General features: G+C 43.5%; 24 protein-coding genes. 9 read left to right on the forward strand and 15 right to left on the reverse strand.

Annotated features, from left to right (window positions below; genetic code table 11):
• Position 1 precedes the first annotated feature (1 nt).
• The 3 genes from CHX35_RS03025 to CHX35_RS03035 all read right to left on the reverse strand — a co-directional run bounded on the left by CHX35_RS03025 (position 2) and on the right by CHX35_RS03035 (position 4,585).
• Positions 2-3,229, reverse strand: a complete 3,228-nt coding sequence (locus CHX35_RS03025) for a DEAD/DEAH box helicase (RefSeq protein WP_176391847.1) — start codon at positions 3,227-3,229, stop codon at positions 2-4.
• Between the two features lie 87 nt (positions 3,230-3,316).
• Positions 3,317-4,084 carry a DUF4931 domain-containing protein gene (locus CHX35_RS03030; RefSeq protein ID WP_091833737.1) on the reverse strand — a complete coding sequence of 256 codons (768 nt, stop codon included), beginning with the start codon at positions 4,082-4,084 and terminating at the stop codon, positions 3,317-3,319.
• Between the two features lie 303 nt (positions 4,085-4,387).
• The gene (locus CHX35_RS03035; RefSeq protein ID WP_091833740.1) at positions 4,388-4,585 is read right to left on the reverse strand and encodes a hypothetical protein; all 198 of its coding nucleotides are present in this window, start codon (positions 4,583-4,585) and stop codon (positions 4,388-4,390) included.
• A 323-nt stretch (positions 4,586-4,908) separates the two neighbouring features.
• Between CHX35_RS03035 and CHX35_RS03040 the strand changes: the two genes are divergently transcribed.
• Complete coding sequence (locus CHX35_RS03040) at positions 4,909-5,190, forward strand: hypothetical protein (protein ID WP_091833743.1); 282 nt, start codon at positions 4,909-4,911, stop codon at positions 5,188-5,190.
• 36 nt (positions 5,191-5,226) lie between these two features.
• Here CHX35_RS03040 and CHX35_RS03045 read toward each other — a convergent pair whose 3' ends face one another.
• The gene (locus CHX35_RS03045) at positions 5,227-7,320 is read right to left on the reverse strand and encodes an amylo-alpha-1,6-glucosidase (protein WP_176391848.1); all 2,094 of its coding nucleotides are present in this window, start codon (positions 7,318-7,320) and stop codon (positions 5,227-5,229) included.
• A gap of 241 nt (positions 7,321-7,561) precedes the next feature.
• Between CHX35_RS03045 and CHX35_RS03050 the strand changes: the two genes are divergently transcribed.
• Together CHX35_RS03050 and CHX35_RS03055 are read left to right on the forward strand one after the other, a co-directional pair.
• The gene (locus tag CHX35_RS03050) at positions 7,562-8,044 is read left to right on the forward strand and encodes a divergent PAP2 family protein (protein WP_176391849.1); all 483 of its coding nucleotides are present in this window, start codon (positions 7,562-7,564) and stop codon (positions 8,042-8,044) included.
• 60 nt (positions 8,045-8,104) lie between these two features.
• Positions 8,105-8,914 (forward strand): cobalamin-binding protein, encoded by an 810-nt coding sequence (locus tag CHX35_RS03055; protein ID WP_091833749.1) that lies wholly within the window; start codon positions 8,105-8,107, stop codon positions 8,912-8,914.
• Positions 8,915-8,988: 74 nt separating this feature from the next.
• Here the strand turns inward: CHX35_RS03055 and CHX35_RS03060 are convergent, their stop codons facing one another.
• Complete coding sequence (locus tag CHX35_RS03060) at positions 8,989-9,246, reverse strand: YuiB family protein (protein WP_091833753.1); 258 nt, start codon at positions 9,244-9,246, stop codon at positions 8,989-8,991.
• A gap of 188 nt (positions 9,247-9,434) precedes the next feature.
• Between CHX35_RS03060 and CHX35_RS03065 the strand changes: the two genes are divergently transcribed.
• Positions 9,435-10,208: a chlorite dismutase family protein gene (locus tag CHX35_RS03065; protein ID WP_245838595.1), complete on the forward strand. Its 774-nt coding sequence runs from the start codon at positions 9,435-9,437 to the stop codon at positions 10,206-10,208.
• A gap of 39 nt (positions 10,209-10,247) precedes the next feature.
• Here the strand turns inward: CHX35_RS03065 and CHX35_RS17395 are convergent, their stop codons facing one another.
• Positions 10,248-10,382: a YuiA family protein gene (locus CHX35_RS17395; protein WP_176391850.1), complete on the reverse strand. Its 135-nt coding sequence runs from the start codon at positions 10,380-10,382 to the stop codon at positions 10,248-10,250.
• Between the two features lie 266 nt (positions 10,383-10,648).
• Here CHX35_RS17395 and CHX35_RS03070 point away from each other — a divergent pair, with 266 nt between their 5' ends.
• Positions 10,649-11,482, forward strand: a complete 834-nt coding sequence (locus CHX35_RS03070; RefSeq protein ID WP_091833759.1) for an aldo/keto reductase — start codon at positions 10,649-10,651, stop codon at positions 11,480-11,482.
• A gap of 53 nt (positions 11,483-11,535) precedes the next feature.
• On the opposite strand, the gene CHX35_RS03075 is transcribed toward CHX35_RS03070, so the two are convergent.
• The gene (locus CHX35_RS03075) at positions 11,536-12,738 is read right to left on the reverse strand and encodes an NAD(P)/FAD-dependent oxidoreductase (RefSeq protein ID WP_091833762.1); all 1,203 of its coding nucleotides are present in this window, start codon (positions 12,736-12,738) and stop codon (positions 11,536-11,538) included.
• A 430-nt stretch (positions 12,739-13,168) separates the two neighbouring features.
• Between CHX35_RS03075 and CHX35_RS03080 the strand changes: the two genes are divergently transcribed.
• Entirely contained in the window at positions 13,169-14,176 is a 1,008-nt protein-coding gene (locus tag CHX35_RS03080) for an NAD(P)/FAD-dependent oxidoreductase (protein ID WP_091833766.1), read from the forward strand.
• Positions 14,177-14,667: 491 nt separating this feature from the next.
• Here the strand turns inward: CHX35_RS03080 and CHX35_RS03090 are convergent, their stop codons facing one another.
• Together CHX35_RS03090 and CHX35_RS03095 are read right to left on the reverse strand one after the other, a co-directional pair.
• Positions 14,668-15,177 (reverse strand): DUF2179 domain-containing protein, encoded by a 510-nt coding sequence (locus CHX35_RS03090; protein ID WP_245838597.1) that lies wholly within the window; start codon positions 15,175-15,177, stop codon positions 14,668-14,670.
• A 145-nt stretch (positions 15,178-15,322) separates the two neighbouring features.
• Entirely contained in the window at positions 15,323-15,622 is a 300-nt protein-coding gene (locus tag CHX35_RS03095; protein WP_091833774.1) for a hypothetical protein, read from the reverse strand.
• Between the two features lie 287 nt (positions 15,623-15,909).
• On the opposite strand from CHX35_RS03095, the gene CHX35_RS03100 reads away from it, so the two are divergent.
• A complete protein-coding gene (locus tag CHX35_RS03100; RefSeq protein ID WP_091833777.1) occupies positions 15,910-16,338 on the forward strand; it encodes a hypothetical protein in 429 nt (142 codons plus the stop codon).
• A 139-nt stretch (positions 16,339-16,477) separates the two neighbouring features.
• Here CHX35_RS03100 and CHX35_RS03105 read toward each other — a convergent pair whose 3' ends face one another.
• From CHX35_RS03105 to CHX35_RS03115, 3 genes are all read right to left on the reverse strand, one after another.
• Entirely contained in the window at positions 16,478-16,834 is a 357-nt protein-coding gene (locus CHX35_RS03105; RefSeq protein WP_091833780.1) for a HesB/IscA family protein, read from the reverse strand.
• Positions 16,835-16,981: 147 nt separating this feature from the next.
• Positions 16,982-17,206, reverse strand: a complete 225-nt coding sequence (locus tag CHX35_RS18085; RefSeq protein ID WP_091833783.1) for an aspartyl-phosphate phosphatase Spo0E family protein — start codon at positions 17,204-17,206, stop codon at positions 16,982-16,984.
• 348 nt (positions 17,207-17,554) lie between these two features.
• Positions 17,555-17,815, reverse strand: a complete 261-nt coding sequence (locus CHX35_RS03115) for a DUF1450 domain-containing protein (protein ID WP_091833786.1) — start codon at positions 17,813-17,815, stop codon at positions 17,555-17,557.
• A gap of 238 nt (positions 17,816-18,053) precedes the next feature.
• Between CHX35_RS03115 and CHX35_RS03120 the strand changes: the two genes are divergently transcribed.
• Complete coding sequence (locus CHX35_RS03120; RefSeq protein ID WP_091833789.1) at positions 18,054-18,665, forward strand: sortase; 612 nt, start codon at positions 18,054-18,056, stop codon at positions 18,663-18,665.
• A gap of 150 nt (positions 18,666-18,815) precedes the next feature.
• Here the strand turns inward: CHX35_RS03120 and CHX35_RS03125 are convergent, their stop codons facing one another.
• From CHX35_RS03125 to CHX35_RS03135, 3 genes are read right to left on the reverse strand one after another with little or no spacing between them, the layout of a single operon-like run.
• Positions 18,816-19,148 (reverse strand): DUF1462 family protein, encoded by a 333-nt coding sequence (locus tag CHX35_RS03125; RefSeq protein WP_091834443.1) that lies wholly within the window; start codon positions 19,146-19,148, stop codon positions 18,816-18,818.
• A 47-nt stretch (positions 19,149-19,195) separates the two neighbouring features.
• Entirely contained in the window at positions 19,196-20,332 is a 1,137-nt protein-coding gene (locus CHX35_RS03130; RefSeq protein ID WP_091833791.1) for a bifunctional cystathionine gamma-lyase/homocysteine desulfhydrase, read from the reverse strand.
• A 4-nt stretch (positions 20,333-20,336) separates the two neighbouring features.
• The gene (locus CHX35_RS03135) at positions 20,337-21,260 is read right to left on the reverse strand and encodes a PLP-dependent cysteine synthase family protein (protein WP_091833794.1); all 924 of its coding nucleotides are present in this window, start codon (positions 21,258-21,260) and stop codon (positions 20,337-20,339) included.
• Positions 21,261-21,530: 270 nt separating this feature from the next.
• On the opposite strand from CHX35_RS03135, the gene CHX35_RS03140 reads away from it, so the two are divergent.
• Complete coding sequence (locus tag CHX35_RS03140) at positions 21,531-21,752, forward strand: NifU family protein (protein ID WP_091833797.1); 222 nt, start codon at positions 21,531-21,533, stop codon at positions 21,750-21,752.
• The last annotated feature ends 92 nt before the right edge of the window (positions 21,753-21,844 follow it).

A 21,844-nucleotide genomic window follows, 5' to 3' on the forward strand; every position in this document is an offset into this window, starting at 1 on the left:
ATTACAAGTTTAATATTTCGCGAATGTCCTCTTCCTGTAAAGAAGACAGCAATTGTTCTCCAGGTTGAATCACTTGGTCAATGAGCGCTTTCTTTTTTTGTTGCAGCTCATGTATTTTTTCCTCAATGGTTCCCTTGGCAATTAACTTAATTACTTGAACCGTTTTCTTTTGCCCAATGCGGTGGGCCCGATCTGCCGCCTGCTGTTCTACCGCAGGATTCCACCATAAATCATAGAGAATCACCGTATCTGCGCCAGTCAGATTTAACCCAGTTCCCCCTGCTTTTAATGAGATGAGGAAAATATCCTTCTCCCCCGCATTAAATCGGTTCGCCATTTCTAAACGTTCCACTACAGGAGTCTGACCATCTAGGTAATGATAGGGAACTTCACTTAAGTCCAATTCTTCACGAATGATCGCGAGCATACTGGTAAATTGGGAAAAGACAAGGACTCTTCGTTGATTGGCTCTTAATTCTTCCAAAAGCTCGTATAGCTGCTCACTCTTTCCAGAGTCACTGGTATAGTTCTCAATATAGAGTGCCGGATGACAACATATTTGCCGCAGCCGGGTTAATCCAGCGAGAATTTTCATTCGATTCTTATGAAAACTTTGTTCTTGAATCGCTTGTTGGGTCTCTTGTTGAATACGATTCAAGGTAGCAAGATAGAGCTTCTTTTGATCCGGAGTTAACTCTGACACCTGAACTGTCTCAATTTTATCTGGTAACTCACTGAGTACTTGCTCCTTCATTCGACGAAGAATAAAGGGGCGCACCCGCTTTGCTACAGCTTCAGGGGAGAGCTTTTGAAACTGCCGTCGATTTGGAAATAGTCCAGGTAGCGTTACATCAAAGATGGAGTTTAACTCATTAAGATTGTTTTCAATCGGCGTTCCGGTTAGAGCAAAACAAACCTGAGCTTGTAATGACTTCACAGCCTGTGCGGTTTGTGAATGTGGATTTTTCAGGGCTTGTGCTTCATCCAGTATTAATGTACGGAAGTGATGAGGCTCATAGGCTCGAACATCTCGCCGAATAAGGGGATAAGAAGTGATAACGACATCGACTCCCATTAGCTGATCCAAGCATTTTTGACGTTCATCTTGGGTTCCAGCGACAACCATCGTTGTTAACTCAGGGGCAAATCGTCGACATTCACTCTCCCAGTTATAAATTAAGGAAGCGGGTGCAATTACAAGTGCGGGTTCACTATGATCTCGCTCCGATAGTAAAAAGGTAAGTGCTTGTATGGTTTTGCCTAAGCCCATATCATCCGCTAATATTCCCCCAAAGCCATAATGAGCTAAGGTTTTCATCCAATGAAAACCAAAACGTTGGTAGTCCCGCAACGTAGCATGTAACTGCTTGGGTATAGGAAAATCGAGATTTTCAGGATCCCGCATATTTCGAAGCAATCGCCTTAAACGCTGGCCCACCTTTACTTGTTCGGAATTCCCCTCTAAGAGTGCATCCAATTGCAACGCACGCAGCGCAGGTAACTTCACCTTTTCCCCATCCAGATAACGATTCAACGACTCCTCTTCCATAAGAACCATCCGGAGCGAATTCATTTCATGGTTTTCTAGGGAGAGAAAGGAGCCATCCGTCAGCCTAAGGTAAGGCTTCTTTTCAATGATGGCCTGCAAAAAATCCTCCAGCTCTGTCTCATCAACATCGGGCAAATCGAAGGAGATCTCTAGCCAGTGAGTCCCCTCGTCTAACTCCAGCCGTGTTGGAGCGACACGAGGTAGAATCATCCCTTCAGAAATGTTCGCCGTATAAATTTTGGCCAACTGTTGTAGCTGAGGAAGCTGGGTCTGCATAAAATGATAGAGTGCCTCTTCCCCCTCAAGGTAGAGCTCTTTTTTATGGTAGTGAAAACCTGCTTCCTCAAAGAGGCCCATAATCTTCTTCTCTTTTGCTAGATCACGAATGAGAATCGTACCATCTTCCCTTGTTCCATCGGAAACAAAAGGATCAACCCTTTGATCACCATAGGTATAGGTTACTCTTGCAGTCAATCGCTCTTCCCCATCTATTTTCTCAAACAGATGAAGTTTTACTTCCGTATGAAGATCTGGTTGAATAATCTGTTCGGTTACGTGATTATCCATTGTTAAACTTCCATCATCCTTCATTAACGGCAATAATGTCGAGGCAAAGGTATCCATTTGCTCGGGCTGAATAATGAATCGTTGGTTTTGTTGGTTATGAAGCTCTTGATATAGCGGCAAAACAAGCTTTCGCTGCATTTTATTAAGCCGATAAATGACTCCCCTATAGTAGCAATAGCCGTCTTCAGATAACAAAGTGGGGTCGGCAGTCGATCCAGGTGACTCAAGAGCAAAGGCTCTACCTTGTTTACTCAGTAAAAAGGAAAAAGGGGAGACCCCCTCATTGATTGTCAATTCAGTAACTACATCCTCATGATCTTTTAACACAAATTGTCCCTCAGGCAACGTCTGTAAAAAATCTCCCACTTTATCGGGTGGGATCAGTAAGATGCGTGGATCCATCCGGTGATGATTCGATTGCCACGGATTGCGCATGCTTTGGTAAACTTGTTCATTATCCGCAACGGACGAAAGAAAACGAAGCATTTTTTGATCGTGAGACGAAAAATAAAAAATCTCGGGATCATAGGTAAAGGTCTTCGTAAAGGGGAGTGTCACTTCATCCGTAAAGGCACGGAGAAACTCTCGAATATTTTTCACCACATAGCGACGTTGCGGTCCCACTTTTAACTGTAATGCAAATACCATCCAGCCTTTATACCATGCTGGCTGAAATTCCAGTTCATATTCAACGGTAAGTGGGTGCAGTGCCTCCTCATGATCCTCGACATGAAGTTGTTGGAAACGATCCATCATCTCTTGTAGAAAACGACTTTGCTCTTGCTCCGATCTTGTTAAGCGGATCAGATTTTGGAAAGTCGATTCCCCTTTTTTTTCTGCAAAATGGAGAAGAAGCAACACCGCCACAATATGTTTGCAATACCCTCGATACAACTTAAAAGCAAGGCATTCACATGAAGACTCTTCCAGTGACCCCTTCTCACTCAACAAAATTGCAACCTCGTAATCTTCTTCCCCGACAACAGTAGCATGGTATGAGGCATCTTCTTCGCTATACTCTACCATTTTCACATGGCCACCCTGGTAATATGCCATTCCTCTTTTAAAGATATCGGATGAAACCATTTCCTGAATTTCGCCAAGCGTGGCCACCATATGCTCACCCCATTTTTTGTCCGATCGCTAATCGATCATGATGAAGACACTCCGTAAAAATGCCTATCGTCATCCTACCCGAGATCACCTTCCTCCATAACCCATATTCAAATAGTACTCTTGAGCTATTTCTCTAGCCTTATCCCCAATATTATCGTTCACTTGTTTTAAATGATAACCAATTGTATAAGGAGAAGCAGGATAGCGCGGGACTACCTTCAAATAAATTTTCCCTTCCATATCATAAAAAAACAGATTATAACTTCTACAGTTCATTTTATTCAATATGTAGTCCACCGCATTCTTAAGATGGATGGCCACTTTTTCCAACTCTTTTGTATCCCCAATGATTAGATTAAATTCTGAGAAACTAGCTAAGGGACTTGTCGAAAGTGAAAAATGAACCGAACCATCTTGTATAATCGTTTCGCCTGTAAAGGTATCCATGGGGATCTCATTTCGATAGTCTACATGTTTTAATCCAACGAGTTGCATGTGAGCATGTGCAACCGACCCCCCTGATAAAGGACCATGATTTTTAAAAAATAACACACTTTGAAAATCTCCACTCTGCTTCATACGTTCCCAGTGCTTCAACCCAAAACGGAGCAAGCGGATAACATGGTCCAAGCTATATTCCAATATTCCCACATCACAACAATCCGTCTCAATCAGCACGGTTTGATAGGTATCTCTGATCGTCGCATATTTATTTTCAACCAGCAAGATTGGCCCATCTTCGGCAATAATCCCTGTCAATCCTGAGCGATTGCAAAAGGGACAATCATCTGTGGGGCGGGATTTTACTTTTTCAATCCCCACTTGGCTGAGGAAAGTTAGTTGATTCTTCATGAGAGCCTCTCCTTGTGCTAAGGTACGCTACTTTTCTTTATCCACTATACTGTAAAGTTCCTAGCTGCTTCCATAGTTTTAACCATGAACGTGATGTGTTGTATAATGTCCTTTCTTATCCAATGTCCTTTCTTATCCTCCATCACGGCATGCCTATCAAAAATATAGACCAAAAGTGTTATGGACATACAAAAAAGGAGGATATCACCTCTTAGGTGTGCCTCCTTTTCTTACATATACTTCTGGGTAAGGGTCATCCACGGTATCATTTTTATCACAATAGGTTTGACGCAATTGCCAACCTTAGTTAATCTCTTGTTCAACACTCCAGGAACCGATCTGTACGTATAGATGGTTTAATTCTTCTTGCCAGTACGCAATATCTTCGGTCAATTGAAGGACGGCTTGACGATCTCCATGCTCCTGAGCCACGCGACGATTCGAAAGGCATTGATCAATCACTTTCCATAACGATAGCGCACGTTCTTTCTCCTCTAACATGATTGGCTCCCCCTCCTCATAACAATGATCCCCATGTATGTTAAATGGCTCTCTTTGATGAAGGGCAATTATTTATTCAGCATAATCCAATCTCCGATAAGTCGCTATCCGCCAAAAGTCCTCATTTTCCTTAGGACTCGGGTAGGATGATTTACCACAGGGACTTCCTTTATTCTGTCCGTACACCCTTAGGCAATAAACCTTGCTGTATGGAAAAATAAAATGTAATCAAATTGAAAGGACTCTCAGGGGGAAAGTGGAATATATAGTGATAAGAGTAAATATTCTGTCATAAGGACGGCCATGGAAAGGTGGTCGAAGGAATGAGAGCAGATCACAATCTTTTTCGAGGTGCTGGTCGATCAATTTGGGTCGTCGCCCATGCTTTTGGATTAATTCTTCTCTTGTTCGGGTTTTACTTTACTGTATTAGAACCTCCGAAAACTGCCATTAGCGATTGGGAATCGCTTATTTTTTACACAAGTGGAGGGTGGATGCTTCTCAGTGGGCTTTCTCTTTTCCTCATCAGCCTAGCCAACCTCTGGCGTACTCAAGGACTCTATACCATGAAACTTCCCCAGGATACCGGCAAGCGACATGAGTAACAAAAAAGTACCGTCTTAACAGACGGTACTTTTTTACTATGAAACGGTCGCGCAGTTGATGGACCAGCCTGTTGTATTTTGTATTAGGCGAAGGAAGGTAGCACCATTCACTCGGGATAGCTCCACATCAAGATAGCCTTCCCCTACTTTCAACCCCTGAACGGTTAAGCGATCCATTCCATCAGGCAAACGTGGCGAAAGTTGCAATCGACGTCGGCTGGCATCCGGATGGATACCCAGTATGACCTGAAGAATTACAAATCCCAACCCTGCTGATCCTGCATGGGGGGAACAAGCCCATGAATCCGAGGTAAGTACCCCTTCCTCTTCTCCATAACCACAAAAAAATGCGGGGTATCGATAATGATTCACATAACGAGTAGCATTTAAAAGACCCTTAATCATCTGATTCATCTGAACATGAAAACCCATTTCCTGCAAACCCATTAATATATAGGCGTTATCGTGTAGCCATATTGATCCATGATAGGGATGAATGGGATTATAATTTTCTGCCGTGCTACTTAATGTTCGTATCCCCCACCCATTAAACATATCCCTTTCAAATAAACGCTCGACAATTCGCATTGCATCCTTTTGATCATATAACCCACCTAATAATCCATGACCGATGTTACTGGTAACATCATTGATGAGGGGCTTCTTGTTTGAATCCAACCCTGAAACAGGAATCCCTCCATCACTCCAAAAATCCTGACGAAATCGCTTTTTCAATGCTTCTGCTTCTCGATGGAGGCGTCGTGCTTCCTCGGTATTGCCCACTTGTTGATACAATTCTACCCACAAAGACTTGGCTCGATAAACATAGCTTTGCACCTCAATGAGAGCCAACGGTGATTGTAGGGATTCCCCTTGTTGATAGGAAGTCGTCTCTTCGCTCCTCCACCCTTGATCAGTCTCAGTCGATTCCAATCCAGGCTGATAGGCTATATAGCCAAAATCACCTGGATCTCCATATGTATCCATCCAATCTAACGCTTTCTGTGCTGCAGGCATCATTTCACGGACAAATTGAATATCTCCTGACCAGCGATAAATCTGAGCAATACAAATCAGAAAAAGCGCTGTTGTGTCAATCGCTGTAAAATCATAGGATGAGGACACACCTTCTATGGCGCTCCGTTCACCAAATCGAAATTGATTGGGGATTTTTCCGGGCTCTTCACCTTCGGATGGTTGAAACCTTTTGCCTTGGTATCGAGCCAGCGTACGAACCGTATTTTTTGCCATTTCAGTATCTACACTAAGGGCTTGTAAGGATGCAATCAAGCTCCACCTCCCAGAAGGAGCAGCATGCCAAGGCAATCCAGTCATGGGAATGAACCCTTCACCCCAATCCATCAAGAGCAACCGAGTATCCTTTACGCTCTGCAAATAAAGGGCATTAAAATCATGTAGGTTAGAATCCACCTTGGGAGCTTGATCAATCCATTCTTGCATTTGTTTCCGAACAGCCTCTTCTGCTACATGGGTCTCAAAATTTTCAAGGGATTCCTCATCGATACGTGGGTAATAACGCAAGTGGACCTTCTTCTTTATTTTCGGTTCGATGTATAGGGGAATACGCAGGGAGCCGCCTTCTCCTGGCGAATCAGGAGCTGGAGTCACTTGGATTTCCAAGGAGCGCTGCACACCATCTCCTCCTAAATAATCAAAGATGAGTCCGGTATTTAACCAGCGGACAGGCTCTCGCTGTCCAAATCCCCCCTTCTCATTCCCCCATAAATCCTCACGATCTGCAAAATCCGCATCAAATTGAAGGTGTAAGGGGACGGCTACCGGTTTTGATCCTCGATTGAGAAAAGTAAATGTCTCATATAGCACACCCCGGTATACGATTCGTCGCCGTGTAATTTCCAAGGTATTTCTCTGAATGGATTCTCCGGATATTTGCAATCCATTCTCTTGTGTCCAGCGATAAAAGCTTACTGCTCCGTCGGCTTCAACCGAAAGTGTTCGTAAAGGAATCTCCTCGCCTAAAGACCACTCCAGTCGATGCAGAAATCGAGTATCCTGTCGGAACAGCCCAAATCCACCTTGTTGCCGAGGCAGATCCCCTTTATCATCGGTAAATAAAAATAAATCGCCATCCTTAATTACTTGGCCCACACTTATACGCCTCCCCCGAACCCTGGTTCGCTTCATCAATAGCTCCTATCATCAATATCATGCCTTCATTGTTAATCTGATTTCCACAACCATAGGTTTTGTCTTTCTTTCCCGCTTAAGAAACGGTAAAATAAAAATCGCTTACCCTTCACAAATTTATTCACCCCCCCTTCATGTTATAAGAGATTATCATTCTGAAAACCCTTAAAATGATCTGATACCGAAAGGACGACACATATTGATGGTGAATACTGTATTTGAAAACTATCCGCTTTGGGCATCGCTTATCGCCATCACCTTGGCGCAGTTACTCAAAGTACCATGGAATTATCTCGTCACTCGGCAATGGAATTGGAACTGGGTTCTTAACACAGGAGGAATGCCCAGTGGTCATACTGCTGCAGTAACTTCCCTAGCAACTTCCATCGGATTATGGCATGGATTTGCTTCCCCTCTCTTTGCGATTACAACCATTTTAGCGCTCATTGTGATGTATGACGCTACAGGGGTACGTAGACAAGCGGGGATGCACGCCCAAGCCCTTAACCAACTTGCTGAAGATTTTACCCAGGTCCTTGGAGAACTCCGACATATTAATCGGAAGTCGCCAAGAGAAACAGGGGTGAAGTTAAAGGAAATTCTAGGGCATCAGCCCATTGAAGTTTTTGTTGGAGCATGGTTTGGTGTTGGGATCGCTCTCTTCCTTTTTTGGCTATGGTCCTAATCACCTACGGTAGGATTTAACGATCACCTGATGAATGTTATTTAGGAAGGGGGAGCTTATATGCAACGCATTGTCTCCATCTGCCCGAGTAATACAGAAATTCTTCATGCACTGGGCCTAAGTGACCAAATTGTCGGTGTTGACAATTACTCCGATTGGCCTCATTCCATTCGTCATCTGCCACGCCTAGGTCCTGATCTTGATATCGACATTGAAAAACTGCAAAATTTACAACCAGACTGGGTACTCGCTTCCCTCAGTGTCCCAGGAATGGAAAAAAACATTGACGGCTTAGAAAAGGCAGGAATCCCTTACTTAGTCCTCTACCCTGGCGGTATCGAAGATATTCCCCAGGACATCATTAAAGTAGGAAAACGTGCGGGAATTGAAGAGACTGCCAAAAAAGTAGCTGACGCCTTTAACCAGCAATTAAATGAGATTATCACTCGTATTCCTCGAGATCGATCAACACCCCGCCTTTATTGGGAATGGTGGCCAAAGCCTGTTTTTACACCCGGGAAAGATAACTGGCTAACGGATGTAAGCGCCATCGTTGGGGGTGTTAACATTTTTGGAGATGAAGAGGGGCAGACTGTTCAAACAGATTGGACAAATGTTGCCACCCGTCAGCCTGATTACACATTAGTCGCTTGGACAGGGGTACCGATTGAGCGCGTGAAAAAACACGTGATTCTCAAACGTCCCGAGTGGCAAGGGCTTCCCTTCGCCCAAGATGAGACCATTCATATCCTAGAGGAAGGTTGGTATTGTCGACCTTCTCAACGAATTCTAACGGGAATTCGTCACCTCGCTCACCTTCTATACCCCGATCACTTTTCATCCGCTGATCCCCAACAACCTTTACTTTAGTTATTTTCCTTATCCATTTTATAAAAAAAGCCTCCAAAACGGAGGCTTTTTCTTCTCAAAGAGTGTAACCGGTTTCAAAACATGCGATAACCATTGACTCTTAAATAACGAATGGTCCATCCACCACTGAGAATTCCCAATAGACCCATCGTCAACATTAAGTAATCTCCACCGAGCAACATGCCCTTGGTGATGAAAAAATAGGCCAACAAACCCGCATACAGAACCAATGGCACCCATGTGGTTTTTAGGATCATATTTAAAATAAAAGAGATTCCAAACCCCATAAATGTGAACAGTGGTATCGCGATGATTAGTTGAAGCACATTCACAGTTCACTCACCTCATTGATAAGATCGCCTACAAAATATTCAATCAAGCAATAGTTTAAACGATTAGCCAGTACGGGTCAATTATCTCGACTTTGTGGCAGTCCACTGAAACTTCTCCCCTTTATTTGCGAGGGCATTCGACATGCATTACAATGAAATGGAACGTAGTAACAAAAGGGGATGACAGCATGCGTCCACAAAGCGGAGGAAGACCTCCAATGGGGCGTCCAGGTATGAATACCGGCGCACAAACAGGCAGTGATCAACCAAAACCGAAGCTGCCGACTCAATTTGTTAACTTTGTATTTTTTAAGGTCGATCCTTCCTTCCGCCGCCTAAGCGAGGAAGAGCAAGAACGAGGAAAAGAAGAATTTGCCGCCGTCATTCAAGAGTATCAAGGTGGCGGAACCATGGTCATCGCGTATTCGACTGTTGGCATTCGCTCGGATGCTGATTTTGTCTTATGGCGGATTGCCAAGGACGTAGAAACCTTCCAAAAGATGAGCCATGAACTTCTTCACACCGGCCTTGGTAAGTATCTGGAGATTACCTACTCCTACCTCTCCTATACCAAACGGAGTGTGTATGTAGATAAAATGGATCCTGAACATCAGAATCCACGGGTCTACATCATCCCCGGTATGAAAAAATACTTATTTGTATATCCCTTTATTAAAACCCGGGATTGGTATCAACTTTCTTATCCTGCCCGTCAAGGGATGATGGACGAGCATATCCAAGTAGGTAGCAAGTTCCCATCAGTAAAACTGAATACGACCTATAGCTTCGGCATCGATGATCATGAATTTGTCGTTGCATTTGAAACGGATGAGATCACCGATTTTTCCGTACTGGTGCAAGAGCTAAGGGAGACCGAAGCGAGCCGCTATACGCTTCGTGATGTCCCCATGTTCACCTGCATCCATCATTCCGATGTAATGGATTGCTTGAACACCCTCTAATTGCTTATTAAAACACCTGACCATTTGGTCAGGTGTTCTTTATTTCTTAGGCTGTTTCCCACTGCCTTTACAGCAACCACAGGTTTCTGATCCACCAAGCAGCAGTTGATAATAGCCCCGGCCTTCACAGTAAATACATCGTTCTCCTTTGCCAATCCATCGGTTTCCTCTCATCGGATGATCGCCCCTATCGTATTTTGTTTATCGTTAATTTTCAGATAATATTACAGGATGAAAAGAAAAAAGGAAAGAGGGAACAATTGGAATGAACGAGGCTCACCCTTCATGTAAGCGCTATCATTTTATGATATCTCTTTTTTTCTCCTTTTATATATCTTTTTGCAAGCGGTTGTTCACATCCCCCTTGCTTGGCAACAGCCTTCCTAGGGTATAGTATTCCCTGACAGGAATTCTTAGATACTACTAGGAGGATTTTACGAATGAACCATCTGCAAGCGAAGACCCTCTTACATAATGGCGTAGAAATGCCATGGTTCGGACTTGGTGTTTATAAAGCAGAAGAGGGGAGTGAAACCGAAAACGCAGTTCGAGTCGCATTAAACCATGGGTATCGTCATATCGACACCGCTTCCCTTTATGGAAATGAAGAAAGTGTCGGCCGCGCTATTCGAGAATCAAGCATTCCTCAAAATGAGATCTTCGTAACCACGAAAATTTGGAATGCGGATCAGGGATACGATGAAACCCTGTATGCTTTTGAAAAAAGTCAACGGAAGCTAAACATGGAGCCCATTGACCTTTATCTCATTCATTGGCCTGTCAAAGAGAAATATAAAGAAACTTGGCGTGCGATGGAACGACTCTATGAAGAAGGACAGATACGCGCTATCGGCGTCTCTAATTTTCACATCCATCATCTGGAGGATATTATGTCCCGTAGCAACATCCCTCCAATGGTTAACCAAGTAGAGCTTCATCCCCGCCTCACACAAAAGGAACTTTTAGCATTCTGCAAGACTCATCATATCCAATTGGAAGCATGGTCTCCTCTCATGCGTGGACGAATTTTAGATAACAACCTTTTGCAATCAATTGCTCAGCGACACAACAAAACGGTTGCCCAAATCATCCTACGGTGGGATTTGCAAAATGGCATCGTCACCATCCCCAAATCGGTAAAGAAAGAACGGATCTTAAGTAATGCCGATGTTTTTGATTTTGAACTGAATGCAGAGGAAATGTCGCAAATTGATCATTTACATACGGGGGAGAGAACCGGTCAAGATCCCGATCATTTTCATTTCAATTTTTAAAATAAAACCAAAAGACCCCTGGAAAATAATCCAAGGGGTCTTTTTAACTTCATTTAGAATTTGGCTTTTTTAAGTGCAAGAGAGAAACCACCTAGAATAAAGAACCAACGCGCATCAATCAACTTTTTAATCAAACTCGCTTTTCTACCAAACACTTTCTTATTGTTGTTTCCAATGGTACCAATACCGACGTTACGGCCCAGGGATGCTACAGTCCCTTTTGGAGCATAACGATAGGGTTTCATTTCTCCACCACGGAGCATAGCAACCATGTTTTTAGCTAAGTGTTGACCCTGTTGCATGGCCATTTGAGCAGTTGGAGGATACGGGCGCTCTTCATTATTAAAGACAAGGGAGTTATCCCCAATAATAAAGAGGTCTTCGTACCCAGGAGCACGGAGGAATTCATCCACTTTAATACGACCGCGCATGGTTTCTAAACCCGACTCTTCAAGGAGTGCGTTTCCTCGTACACCACAGTTCCAGACAACCGTAGCCGCTTTAACCTCTTCACCGCCCTTGAGAATCACACCATCTTCCGTAATTTCTTGAATAGGCGTTCCAATGCGGAAATTGACACCTTTTCCACTGAGGTAGTTCACCGCATAGTCAACCAGTTCTTTATCAAACCCTGGCATAACGGTAGGTGCAGCCTCAATATTAATTAGTTGCACTTTCTCGCGTGGAATATCGAATTCTTTACACAGATAAGGGAGGCGATCCACTAGTTCTCCAACAAATTCAATCGAGGTAAAACCAGCGCCACCAATTACAATCTTAAGCAGATCCTCATTTTTCACGTCACTGGCTTGATATCGAGCAAAATTGTATTCAATATGCTCACGAATCATCCGTACACTATTTAAGTTATTAATGAGGAGGGCATTTTCAAATACCCCTTTGGTGCCAAAGGTTTCCGTATGAGCACCCAATGCAAACACGAGATAATCATAAGCTAAAGGCTCATCCGTTCCAGCAAGACGGACCACCTTCTCTTTCGGATCAAATCCGGTCACTTTGTCCTGAATCAAACGAACCTTATCACGATTGATCAATGACTCCAATGCAACACGTGTATGATCAGGATCAAGAGTCCCTGCAGCTGGTTCATGCAACTGAGTCGTTACATAATGATAGGGATTCAAATTGACCAACGTAATTTCCGCTTCCTGATGGTTTAATTGTTTTTGAAGACCACGGACGGTCATTAAACCACCGAAACCGGCTCCCAATACTACAATTTTGGGAAGTCCCATAGTTACCACATCCAATTGTTAAATATTTCACAATAAATTCATCCGTGCCGTCGGACACTATAAACCATGATAAGATTTTCCTATCCGTTTGACAAGGGGTCTTCTTCATGATCTCACCTAAACACATTGTTCCCCCACCCACTCACCTTATCCTTACACACAATTAGGTGAATGCCGTCACAATCTCGCACGGAATCCAATTTCTTTTGTAGAACCTTTTATTCGAAGGAAAAGTGACAAGAATTACATGATCAATGATGAGTGGAAACTTAGGGTATAAATGGAAAATGCATTTTCTTTTATACCTGTTCAGGCAGTTGGTTCCCCCTTCGCTTCGTGGTAGTATATTAAATAGCCGACTAGAAGGTACTGTTCTAGCAAAGGCCCTTTCTTTATGCTTTTTTAAATCCGATTGGAGGTGTAACGAATCATGTCAACTAACTTTAATCAAACCGATTCGGATGTATCAGAGATTACAATTATAGGCGGTGGGCCAACCGGGCTTTTCGCAGCCTTCTACGCCGGGATGCGCAAATCGACCGTCAAGGTAATCGAAAGCATGCCTCAGCTCGGAGGTCAACTTTCGGCCCTTTACCCGGAGAAGTACATATATGATGTAGCGGGTTTCCCCCGTGTTCGTGCACAAGAGCTTGTCGATAATTTGATCGAGCAATGTAAACTGTTTGAGCCTACCTTTTGCGTAGATGAAAAGGTCTTGCATATTGAAAAGAATTCGAATAACTTATTTGAGATTACAACTGATAAACAAGTTCACCTTTCTCAATCGGTCATTATTACAGCCGGTTGTGGAGCCTTTGAACCCCGTAAATTATCCATCACAGGAGCGGAGAAATACGAGGGTACCAACCTCCATTATTTTGTCACGGATTTAGATCGATTTCGTGGTAGGAATGTATTAATCGCCGGAGGAGGAGATTCTGCAGTGGACTGGGCCAATATGCTTGAGCCCATTGCATCCTCAGTCACTATCATCCATCGTCGAGATCAATTTCGCGCTCATGAAACCAGCGTCGATACGATGCGAAACTCCAGCGTGAATATTATTACCCCACGGGAGATTATGGCATTACATGGCGAAGAGAACATTGAGAAGGCTGTTATCTCAGATCGTAAGCAAAACATTGTTGAAGAGCTACCTGTGGACGATGTCATCGTCAGTTATGGCTTTGTTTCATCCCTCGGACCCATTCAAGAATGGGGATTAGCGATCGAAAAAGGCTCTATCCTTGTCAACTCCCGTATGGAGACCAATATTCCTGGTATTTATGCTGCAGGGGATATTGCTTCCTACCCTGGAAAAGTAAAATTAATCGCTGTTGGCTTCGGAGAAGCCCCTACTGCGGTTAATAATGCAAAGCAATACATTGACCCGGAAGCACGCCTCCAACCCGGGCATAGCTCCAATATGAACATCTAATCGTCATCTCATGATCACATCCACAAACCAATCCCCACAAAGAAGTAAGGACGATCATCGCCTGCATCTTTGTGGGGATTTTCAGCTCAACCAGGTATACATGTTTTTATCCATCGGTGAAATCATAGCAAAGAAGTTATTTTTGCCCTTTATATAGTCAACAGGAGATTGGGTGGATCATGATGATGACGCAATCCAATACGGGATGCCCTATATGTAATGGCTTCGAAAGTTTATGTGCGAGTTGTCCTCAATGTGGGGATTGGTATGATGATCGGGGTCGCTATTTTGATGACTTCGCGGCCTATAGTCCTTATGATTCCATTGACGAGTTAAAGCAGGCCCAACCCTTTTCCATGAATTATCTTCATTTATGTCCCCATCACCTCTACTGTTCCCAATGTGGCTCTGAAGAAATACGTTATATACACGAAATCTACATGTAACCATCATGATAAAAAATACGCCCTGGTAGGCGTATTTTTTACCAATTATTGCACACGACGTAACCAGAACCCTCCGATAAATGTTTTTGGTTCACTAGATACCACAAAGGCTTGGCTATCAATTTCTTTTACCTTCTCCACCAATGCCTTTTGTCTCCGTCGCTTGGTCAAAACCATTAAAACGAGCCGTTCACCACTTAGTCCTTCGCCCACCCAAGAAGTGACCCCAAATCCCGCATTGCGAAGCTGTTGTGGCATATCGGAATCTTCTTTTCTTGTAATGACCTGCACAGTTACATAGCCCATCGCTAATTTTTCTTCAATAATTGAACCTGTATATACACCCAGTGCAAATCCTAAACAGTAGGTAACTAAGTTATACCAAGCATCAATATTATCTAACACTGTCGCAAGTCCTAACATATAGATGAAGATTTCTACAAAGCTAACCAATGAAGCCAGCTTTGCATTGCCTTTCATCATGACAATTAACCGAATGGTGGATAAGGTTACGTACGCAATCTGAATAAAGAAAATAAATACCAACACACCCACAGAAAAACCCTCCCAGTTCCTGCTTTTGACTACGTTCATTCCCCATCTTACAAGGAGAAAAGAACAGATTCAATCTTATCTTATCCACCTTGAATAAAATAAAGAGGGGAAGCCGCTAAGCGACATCCCCTCTTTATTTTTTATCTTATTCACCTTCTTCGCTCGCCCTTAATTCAGGGACATGGCTTTCTTCAATTAAGCCACTTCCCTCACAAATATTTCCTCCACCTAATCCCTCATTCACCATCCGATCGACATCCAAATCAAAACGCTCTCTTCCTTGTCCATCCACGTCCTTCTCTTTGGCCATTTCTGCTAGGTATTTACGTTCTTGGCGTGCTTGTTCTTCTTGAGCAACATCGCTTTTTACTCTACCTGCTCCCAATCCTTCATCAACCATCCGTTTAATTTCCTTGTTTTCATCCGATTGGTTATGCCGTGTCATCGGTATATCCACCTCCAAGGCTAGTTTTCACCGAGAATGGCACTCCCATTCCTATCCTGTCACCGGTCGATTATTTACGTTTTCATCCAACCCATCAATCCTTTACCCTTACTAATGGATTTTCCACGTTTTCTTCAGGTTAAAACCTGAGTGAACTCGCACTTCTCCCTTTAATTCGATCACAATCAGTAAGGATTGTCCTCCACACATAGGAGAAATAACCTATCACCATCTCATTATTTCCTACATATAGTAATAGTACCTCAGAAACATTGGAGGTGAAGTTCGTGTCCAAAAACCGAGTAAAAGACAACGGTTTTGAAAACCAGACATTGGGTCAACCTGTTTCAGCACCTTGGTCATCCACTAACACAACCCTCGTTATAAGTGCGGGTTCTCAGTTAGAAGGAAATTTTGCTGCACTGTTATCTTCTGGCGCTGCCATATCCCAAACATTAAAGCCCATGCGCGCTGGAAGAAGTTATACCTTTACTGCAGGGTTCTCTACCCTCAGCGGAAATACGGGTACCATTGATGTTCGTGTGGGTAATGTTCTCCGTCGCTATCAAGCTAGTTCCATCGCTGGAGCTCTTGGGCAATATGCCACCTACACCTTCCGCTTTAATGCACCACAAAATGAGCCGGCTGTCCTATCCATTACAAACAACGCCGCTGAAGATATAAAAATTGATACGGTATTTATCCTTCGTGGCTAGTACCGTTTAAAATAAAGGCGTTGGTTCCCAACGTCTTTATATATGGATTTATCCTTCTTTCATTCCCAATACAAACCCCCTACGGTAATTCGTACCGTAGGGGGTTTGTATTTACAACGATTGAACCTGAAAACTCATCCTAGCACTTCTCAGGGGTTCCTTCATTTGTCTCTGTTCTGAAGGATGTACCACATCCACAGGTAGCGGTTGCGTTAGGATTATGAATGGTAAATCCGCCACCCATCATCGACTCTTTATAATCAATTTGCAATCCTCGAATAAGAGGTGCATCCTTTTCACTGACTACTATGCGAATGCCATGTAACTCCAGTAAGGAATCGTTCTCTTTTCTTTCTTCATCAAAGCCCATCTCATAGGTAAAACCGCTACATCCGCCGCCTTGAACGCCGATGCGCAGGTAAAGTTTTTCTGGATGTTCTTCATCCTTTAACATATCTTGGACTTTGAGTCCTGCTTGTTCGGAAAGCTCGATCACTCGAACCCCTCCTTAATATCAGCGTCAGTTTGCGCCTTAAAATTAACTGCCTTCCCTATAGATTATACCGGGAAGGAGTTTTTGGCACAACCAACACCTACAACGAAGGAATTGAGACTGCACCTGTCGAACCTCTCATTCAATTGCTTATGCTCTACAAATCGCACCTTCACGAATCGTAAAAGTATATCGCCGAATAATATAAATTCCTTGATCGTTGATCGACTCATCACGATGCCATTCATTCAATAGCTCGTCCAATTGTTGACTGATTTTAACAACACTTGGATGTGTAAAACCTAATTCACGAGCCATTTTCTCCATGTGTCTACGGACTCTTTCTATTTTCTGTTTCAGATGATCTCGCTCCATCTGGAACGACCCCCCTAAATAGGACTCCATTGCCTGTCATGTTAACTGTTTGATACCCTCTCTTTCACATTGACAAAACCTATTTCTTAAAAAACTAGAATGGATTAATTGATCCATCAGCCTAAAGTTTATCCCTTACTATCTTCTACCTATTCGATAACAGAACACCCGTTTCCTTCCTTTTATGTCGCATTAAGTATCTTCGTCCCCTTATCATTATCTATTTGTCAAAAAATAGACATAACACAACCCGATTACCCAGAAAAGATCCGTTAATTCAAATCGAATCCATAGAAAAAAGCACCTTCGTTCATGGAGGTGCTTACCCTTGAATGGGACATTAATGGATTACAACAAATCAAATAGATCCTTCATTTTCCTTTGATGTTCAGCAATCGCTTGATAAATATGCTGTTCTAATTCTTCAGCCGTCTCGCCAATTACAATCTCCCCATTAACCATCGCATACGGAGAAGTTGCACATATATCACAGTGCCCTAAACAACTTGTTTCAAGCACTTCGATGTCATCATCTTGTTCTAGTTTGACCCGTAAGCTTTCTACATCCTCTGTCAATCGATTGATGCAGAACTCTACCATGGGTTGCATAAAAACAGCCTCCCTGATGTAAGGACCATCTACTTCACCTCATTGTAACTTTTTCAACGAACAAGTCAAGATACCCATCTTATAAAGCGTAAACCACCATATTTTGGAGCCGATACACCCTTCTCCCTCTACTGAATGGCAAATAAAACGTTATCGACTCATAGCGATTGAACTAATTTATCTCCAAATATGGTACGATACTTATACTGAATTTAATGGTTAATGGAGGTCTACTTCTTTGATTCGTCCCCTTGCACTTTCTCTTATTCTTATTGGTAGTGCCATGGTTATCTACCATGCCTACCAGTGGTGGGATCAAATCCATGTCGCAGTCCATGATCCCAAATTGGCGATGACGATTGCAAATGACTGGGATGATCGTCACCCTGAGCCCACTTTACAAAAGGGTCAAACCCCCTTAAAAAAGCCAGAGCGAGGGCAAGTTATCGGCGAATTAATTATCCCACGCATTGGCGCAATTCTTCCCCTCGTCTATGGAACTGAGAAATCTCAGTTAGCCAAAGGGGTCGGACAGTACATTGGTTATGGAACGGTGCTTCCAGGCGAAAATGGTCATTCTGTTCTAGCGGGACATCGGGAAACCACATTCAAAGAGGCCGGTAAACTGAAAATAGGGGATCGCCTTTATATCAAACGTGCAGGGTGGGTCTATACCTACCAGGTACGTAAGACATTTATCGTCGATGCAGATGATCGCACAGTCATCGTTCCCCATAACAAACCTGACATCTCTTTAATTACCTGTTATCCCTTTGATATGGTTGGAAGCGCACCTCAACGATATATTATTCGCGGCGATCTGATCGATCGAGCGCCGGTGAAAAAATAACAACAAACAGCCCTTTCCTTTCATCCAAGGAACATCTCCTCCAAATGAAAAGGGGCTGTTTTTTATCCCCAAAAAGGGCTCAAGGCTTCACCATGACCACTTAAAGATCCGTCGTTCACAATCACCCCTGCATTTTAGGCTAATCCCTTCCTAGGAAGGGATTGAGCCGTTTGCTCTAACGGTTACGCCAAGGGCGTCCAGCTTACGTTGAATATCCTTTAACCGTGGGTTACCTTCCCCAACAATCTCACCTTGTAGTACCACCACAGGGTACCAGAGATCTTCCTCGATTACCCGTTTGGAGAAAACAATTTCTTCTTCTTCATAGGGTTGATTAATATCCACATACCGAACCTGGATTTGCTCTCCATAGCGTCGAAATAATGCCGCTTCTAACCACGTTGCCGTCTCCTTTGCTGACGGTAAATTGACACAGCTTGCGCATCGCTCCTCTGCACCATAGACTCGTAAGGTTATTGGGATATCCATCTTCACACCTCTTTTCTCTTCACATATAGCCTCATGCATAATTAAGGTTGAAGAGCCTGTTCTAAATCTTCGATGAGGTCCTCTGGATCTTCCACTCCCACCGATATACGAATTAAACCCTCTACAATTCCAAGCTCCGCACGACGTTCTTCAGGGATCGATGCATGGGTCATCCGAGCAGGAACCGAAATTAAGCTCTCTACCGCTCCTAAGCTCTCTGCTAAAGTAAACCACTTTGTACGAGAGAGTACCTCTTCTGCCCGTTGTCCACTCCCCACATCAAAGGAGATCATCCCACCAAAACCACGCGCTTGTGCACGGGCAATTTCATGACCCACATGATCCTTTAATCCTGGGTAAAATACACTTTCAATATCTTTTCGACTCGCTAACCATTTTGCCAGCTGGGCAGCTCCTTTTTCATGTTGGCGCATACGTAAACCAAGCGTCTTCAATCCCCGCATCAGTAGCCAGGAATCCTGTGGCCCCAAGACAGCACCTATTGAATTTTGTAGAAAATGAAGTTGCTCACCCATTTCCTCACTGTTTACAACCACAAGACCTGCGACTACATCACTATGTCCACCAATGTATTTTGTGGCACTGTGCAGTACGATATCCGCACCTAAATCCAATGGATTTTGCCAATACGGTGTCAAAAAGGTGTTATCTACGATCAAGAGAAGCCCTTTTGATTGACAAATGGAAGTCATTTTAGAAAGATCCGTTACCTTTAATAGTGGGTTACTCGGCGTTTCAATATAAACCGCCTTGGTCTCTGGTAAAATTGCAGCCTCAACTTCTTCTGGTCGACTGCTGTCGACAAAGGTACTGCGAATGCCCAATCGATTGAACACCTTAGAAAGAACCCGATACGTTCCTCCATAAATATCGTCACCCACAACTAAATGATCTCCTTGGTTAAACATGGAGACAACCGTTGAGACAGCCGCCATCCCCGATGCAAAAGCAAACCCCCGTACTCCATTTTCCAACTCTGCAATCAAGGTTTCTAGCGCGGTTCGTGTCGGATTCCCTGTACGGGAGTATTCATATCCACGATGCTTACCAATCGCCTCTTGTTGATACGTAGACACCTGATAGATCGGAACGCTAACCGCCCCCGTTTGTTTATCTCCCATAATTCCACCATGAATCAATTTTGTATCCAAGCGCATGATCTTAACCCTCCTCAGAATAAATTTGCTGACTTAAGTATCGTTCACTACTATCCGGGAAAATCACAACAATATTCGTACCTGGCTTTGCTCTTTCAGCTTCTCGTAGCGCGGCACTAAAGGCAGCTCCTGATGAACTTGCCACCAATAACCCTTCCAATTGCGACAGCTCTCTTACCCGACGAAACGCCTCATCATCGGTAACCACGTGAATATCATCAAAGTATGAGGGCTCCATATAAGATGGGATTAATTCCATCCCAATACCCTCGGTCTTATGCGGACCTGGTTCTCCTTTTAAAATCGACCCTTCCGGTTCAACAATCACGGTTTTAATTGACGGATTCATTTCCTTTAAATAGCGAGCACACCCCATAAACGTCCCGCCGGATCCTGCACCTGCTACAAATACGTTGACTTGACCATCCATCTGTTCCCAAATCTCAGGTCCTGTACTCTCATAGTGAATCGCTGGATTGGCTGGATTTTGAAATTGCTGTGGACAATAGGCATTCTCTACCTCGGACTCAAGTTCTTTCGCTTTCTTGATTGCACCTTTAATCCCTTCGGAAGTGGGGGTATTTACCACTTCAGCTCCAAGGGCACGCATTAATTGTTGCTTCTCCTGTGAAAATTTTTCTGGGACAACGAACATGACCCGATACCCCGTGCCCACAGCAGCGAGAGCAAGGCCAATCCCCGTGTTTCCTGCAGTTGGCTCAATAATGGTTCCCCCTGGTTTTAATTGACCACTTTCTTCTCCCGCTCGGATGAGCGCTATACCTAAACGATCCTTCACACTTCCACCTGGGTTGAAGGATTCCAATTTAGCAAAAATCTGTACCCCTTCGGGTAAGGTAAAGCGCTTAATGCGAACAATCGGAGTCTGGCCAATCAAATCCTTTATATCGTCATAAACGTGTTTCATCCATCAGCCCTCTTCTCTTGCGCTTTTTTGTCAGGTTCATACGTATTATATCCACCTTATCCTATCATGTTTTTCATTCCGATAAAAACAATCCGATTACTGTGTTAAAGTATTATAGCAGTTGGAAAGGATTTTTTCATGACAGGTTTAATGGGCATTTCCTTAATTTCCACGTCCATTGATTGATTTTATATTCACTTCGTTTTAAAATAAATGGTGAGCAAATACCGTCCAGTTTGTTAGGGACCTTTGCTGAAAGGAGTCATATCCATGAGAGAACAAGTACAGGAAGTCTTAGATAAACTACGCCCATTCATTCAACGCGACGGTGGTGACGTTGAACTCGTAGATATTGAAGATGGAATCGTAAAAGTACGTCTTCTCGGCGCATGTGGTAGTTGTCCTAGCTCTACCATCACCCTTAAGGCAGGAATCGAGCGTGCATTGGTCGAGGAAGTTCCTGGTGTCACGGAAGTCGAACAAGTATTATAATCACGTCCTTTTATCAGCCCTACCGCTTCTTAATCAAGAAGCGGTATTTTTGTGGACAAAGACAACCGCTTCCCAGAATTTATTTCTGGGAA

Origin of the sequence: Marininema halotolerans (genome assembly GCF_900116235.1) — a bacterium.
GTDB lineage: Bacteria > Bacillota > Bacilli > Thermoactinomycetales > DSM-45169 > Marininema > Marininema halotolerans.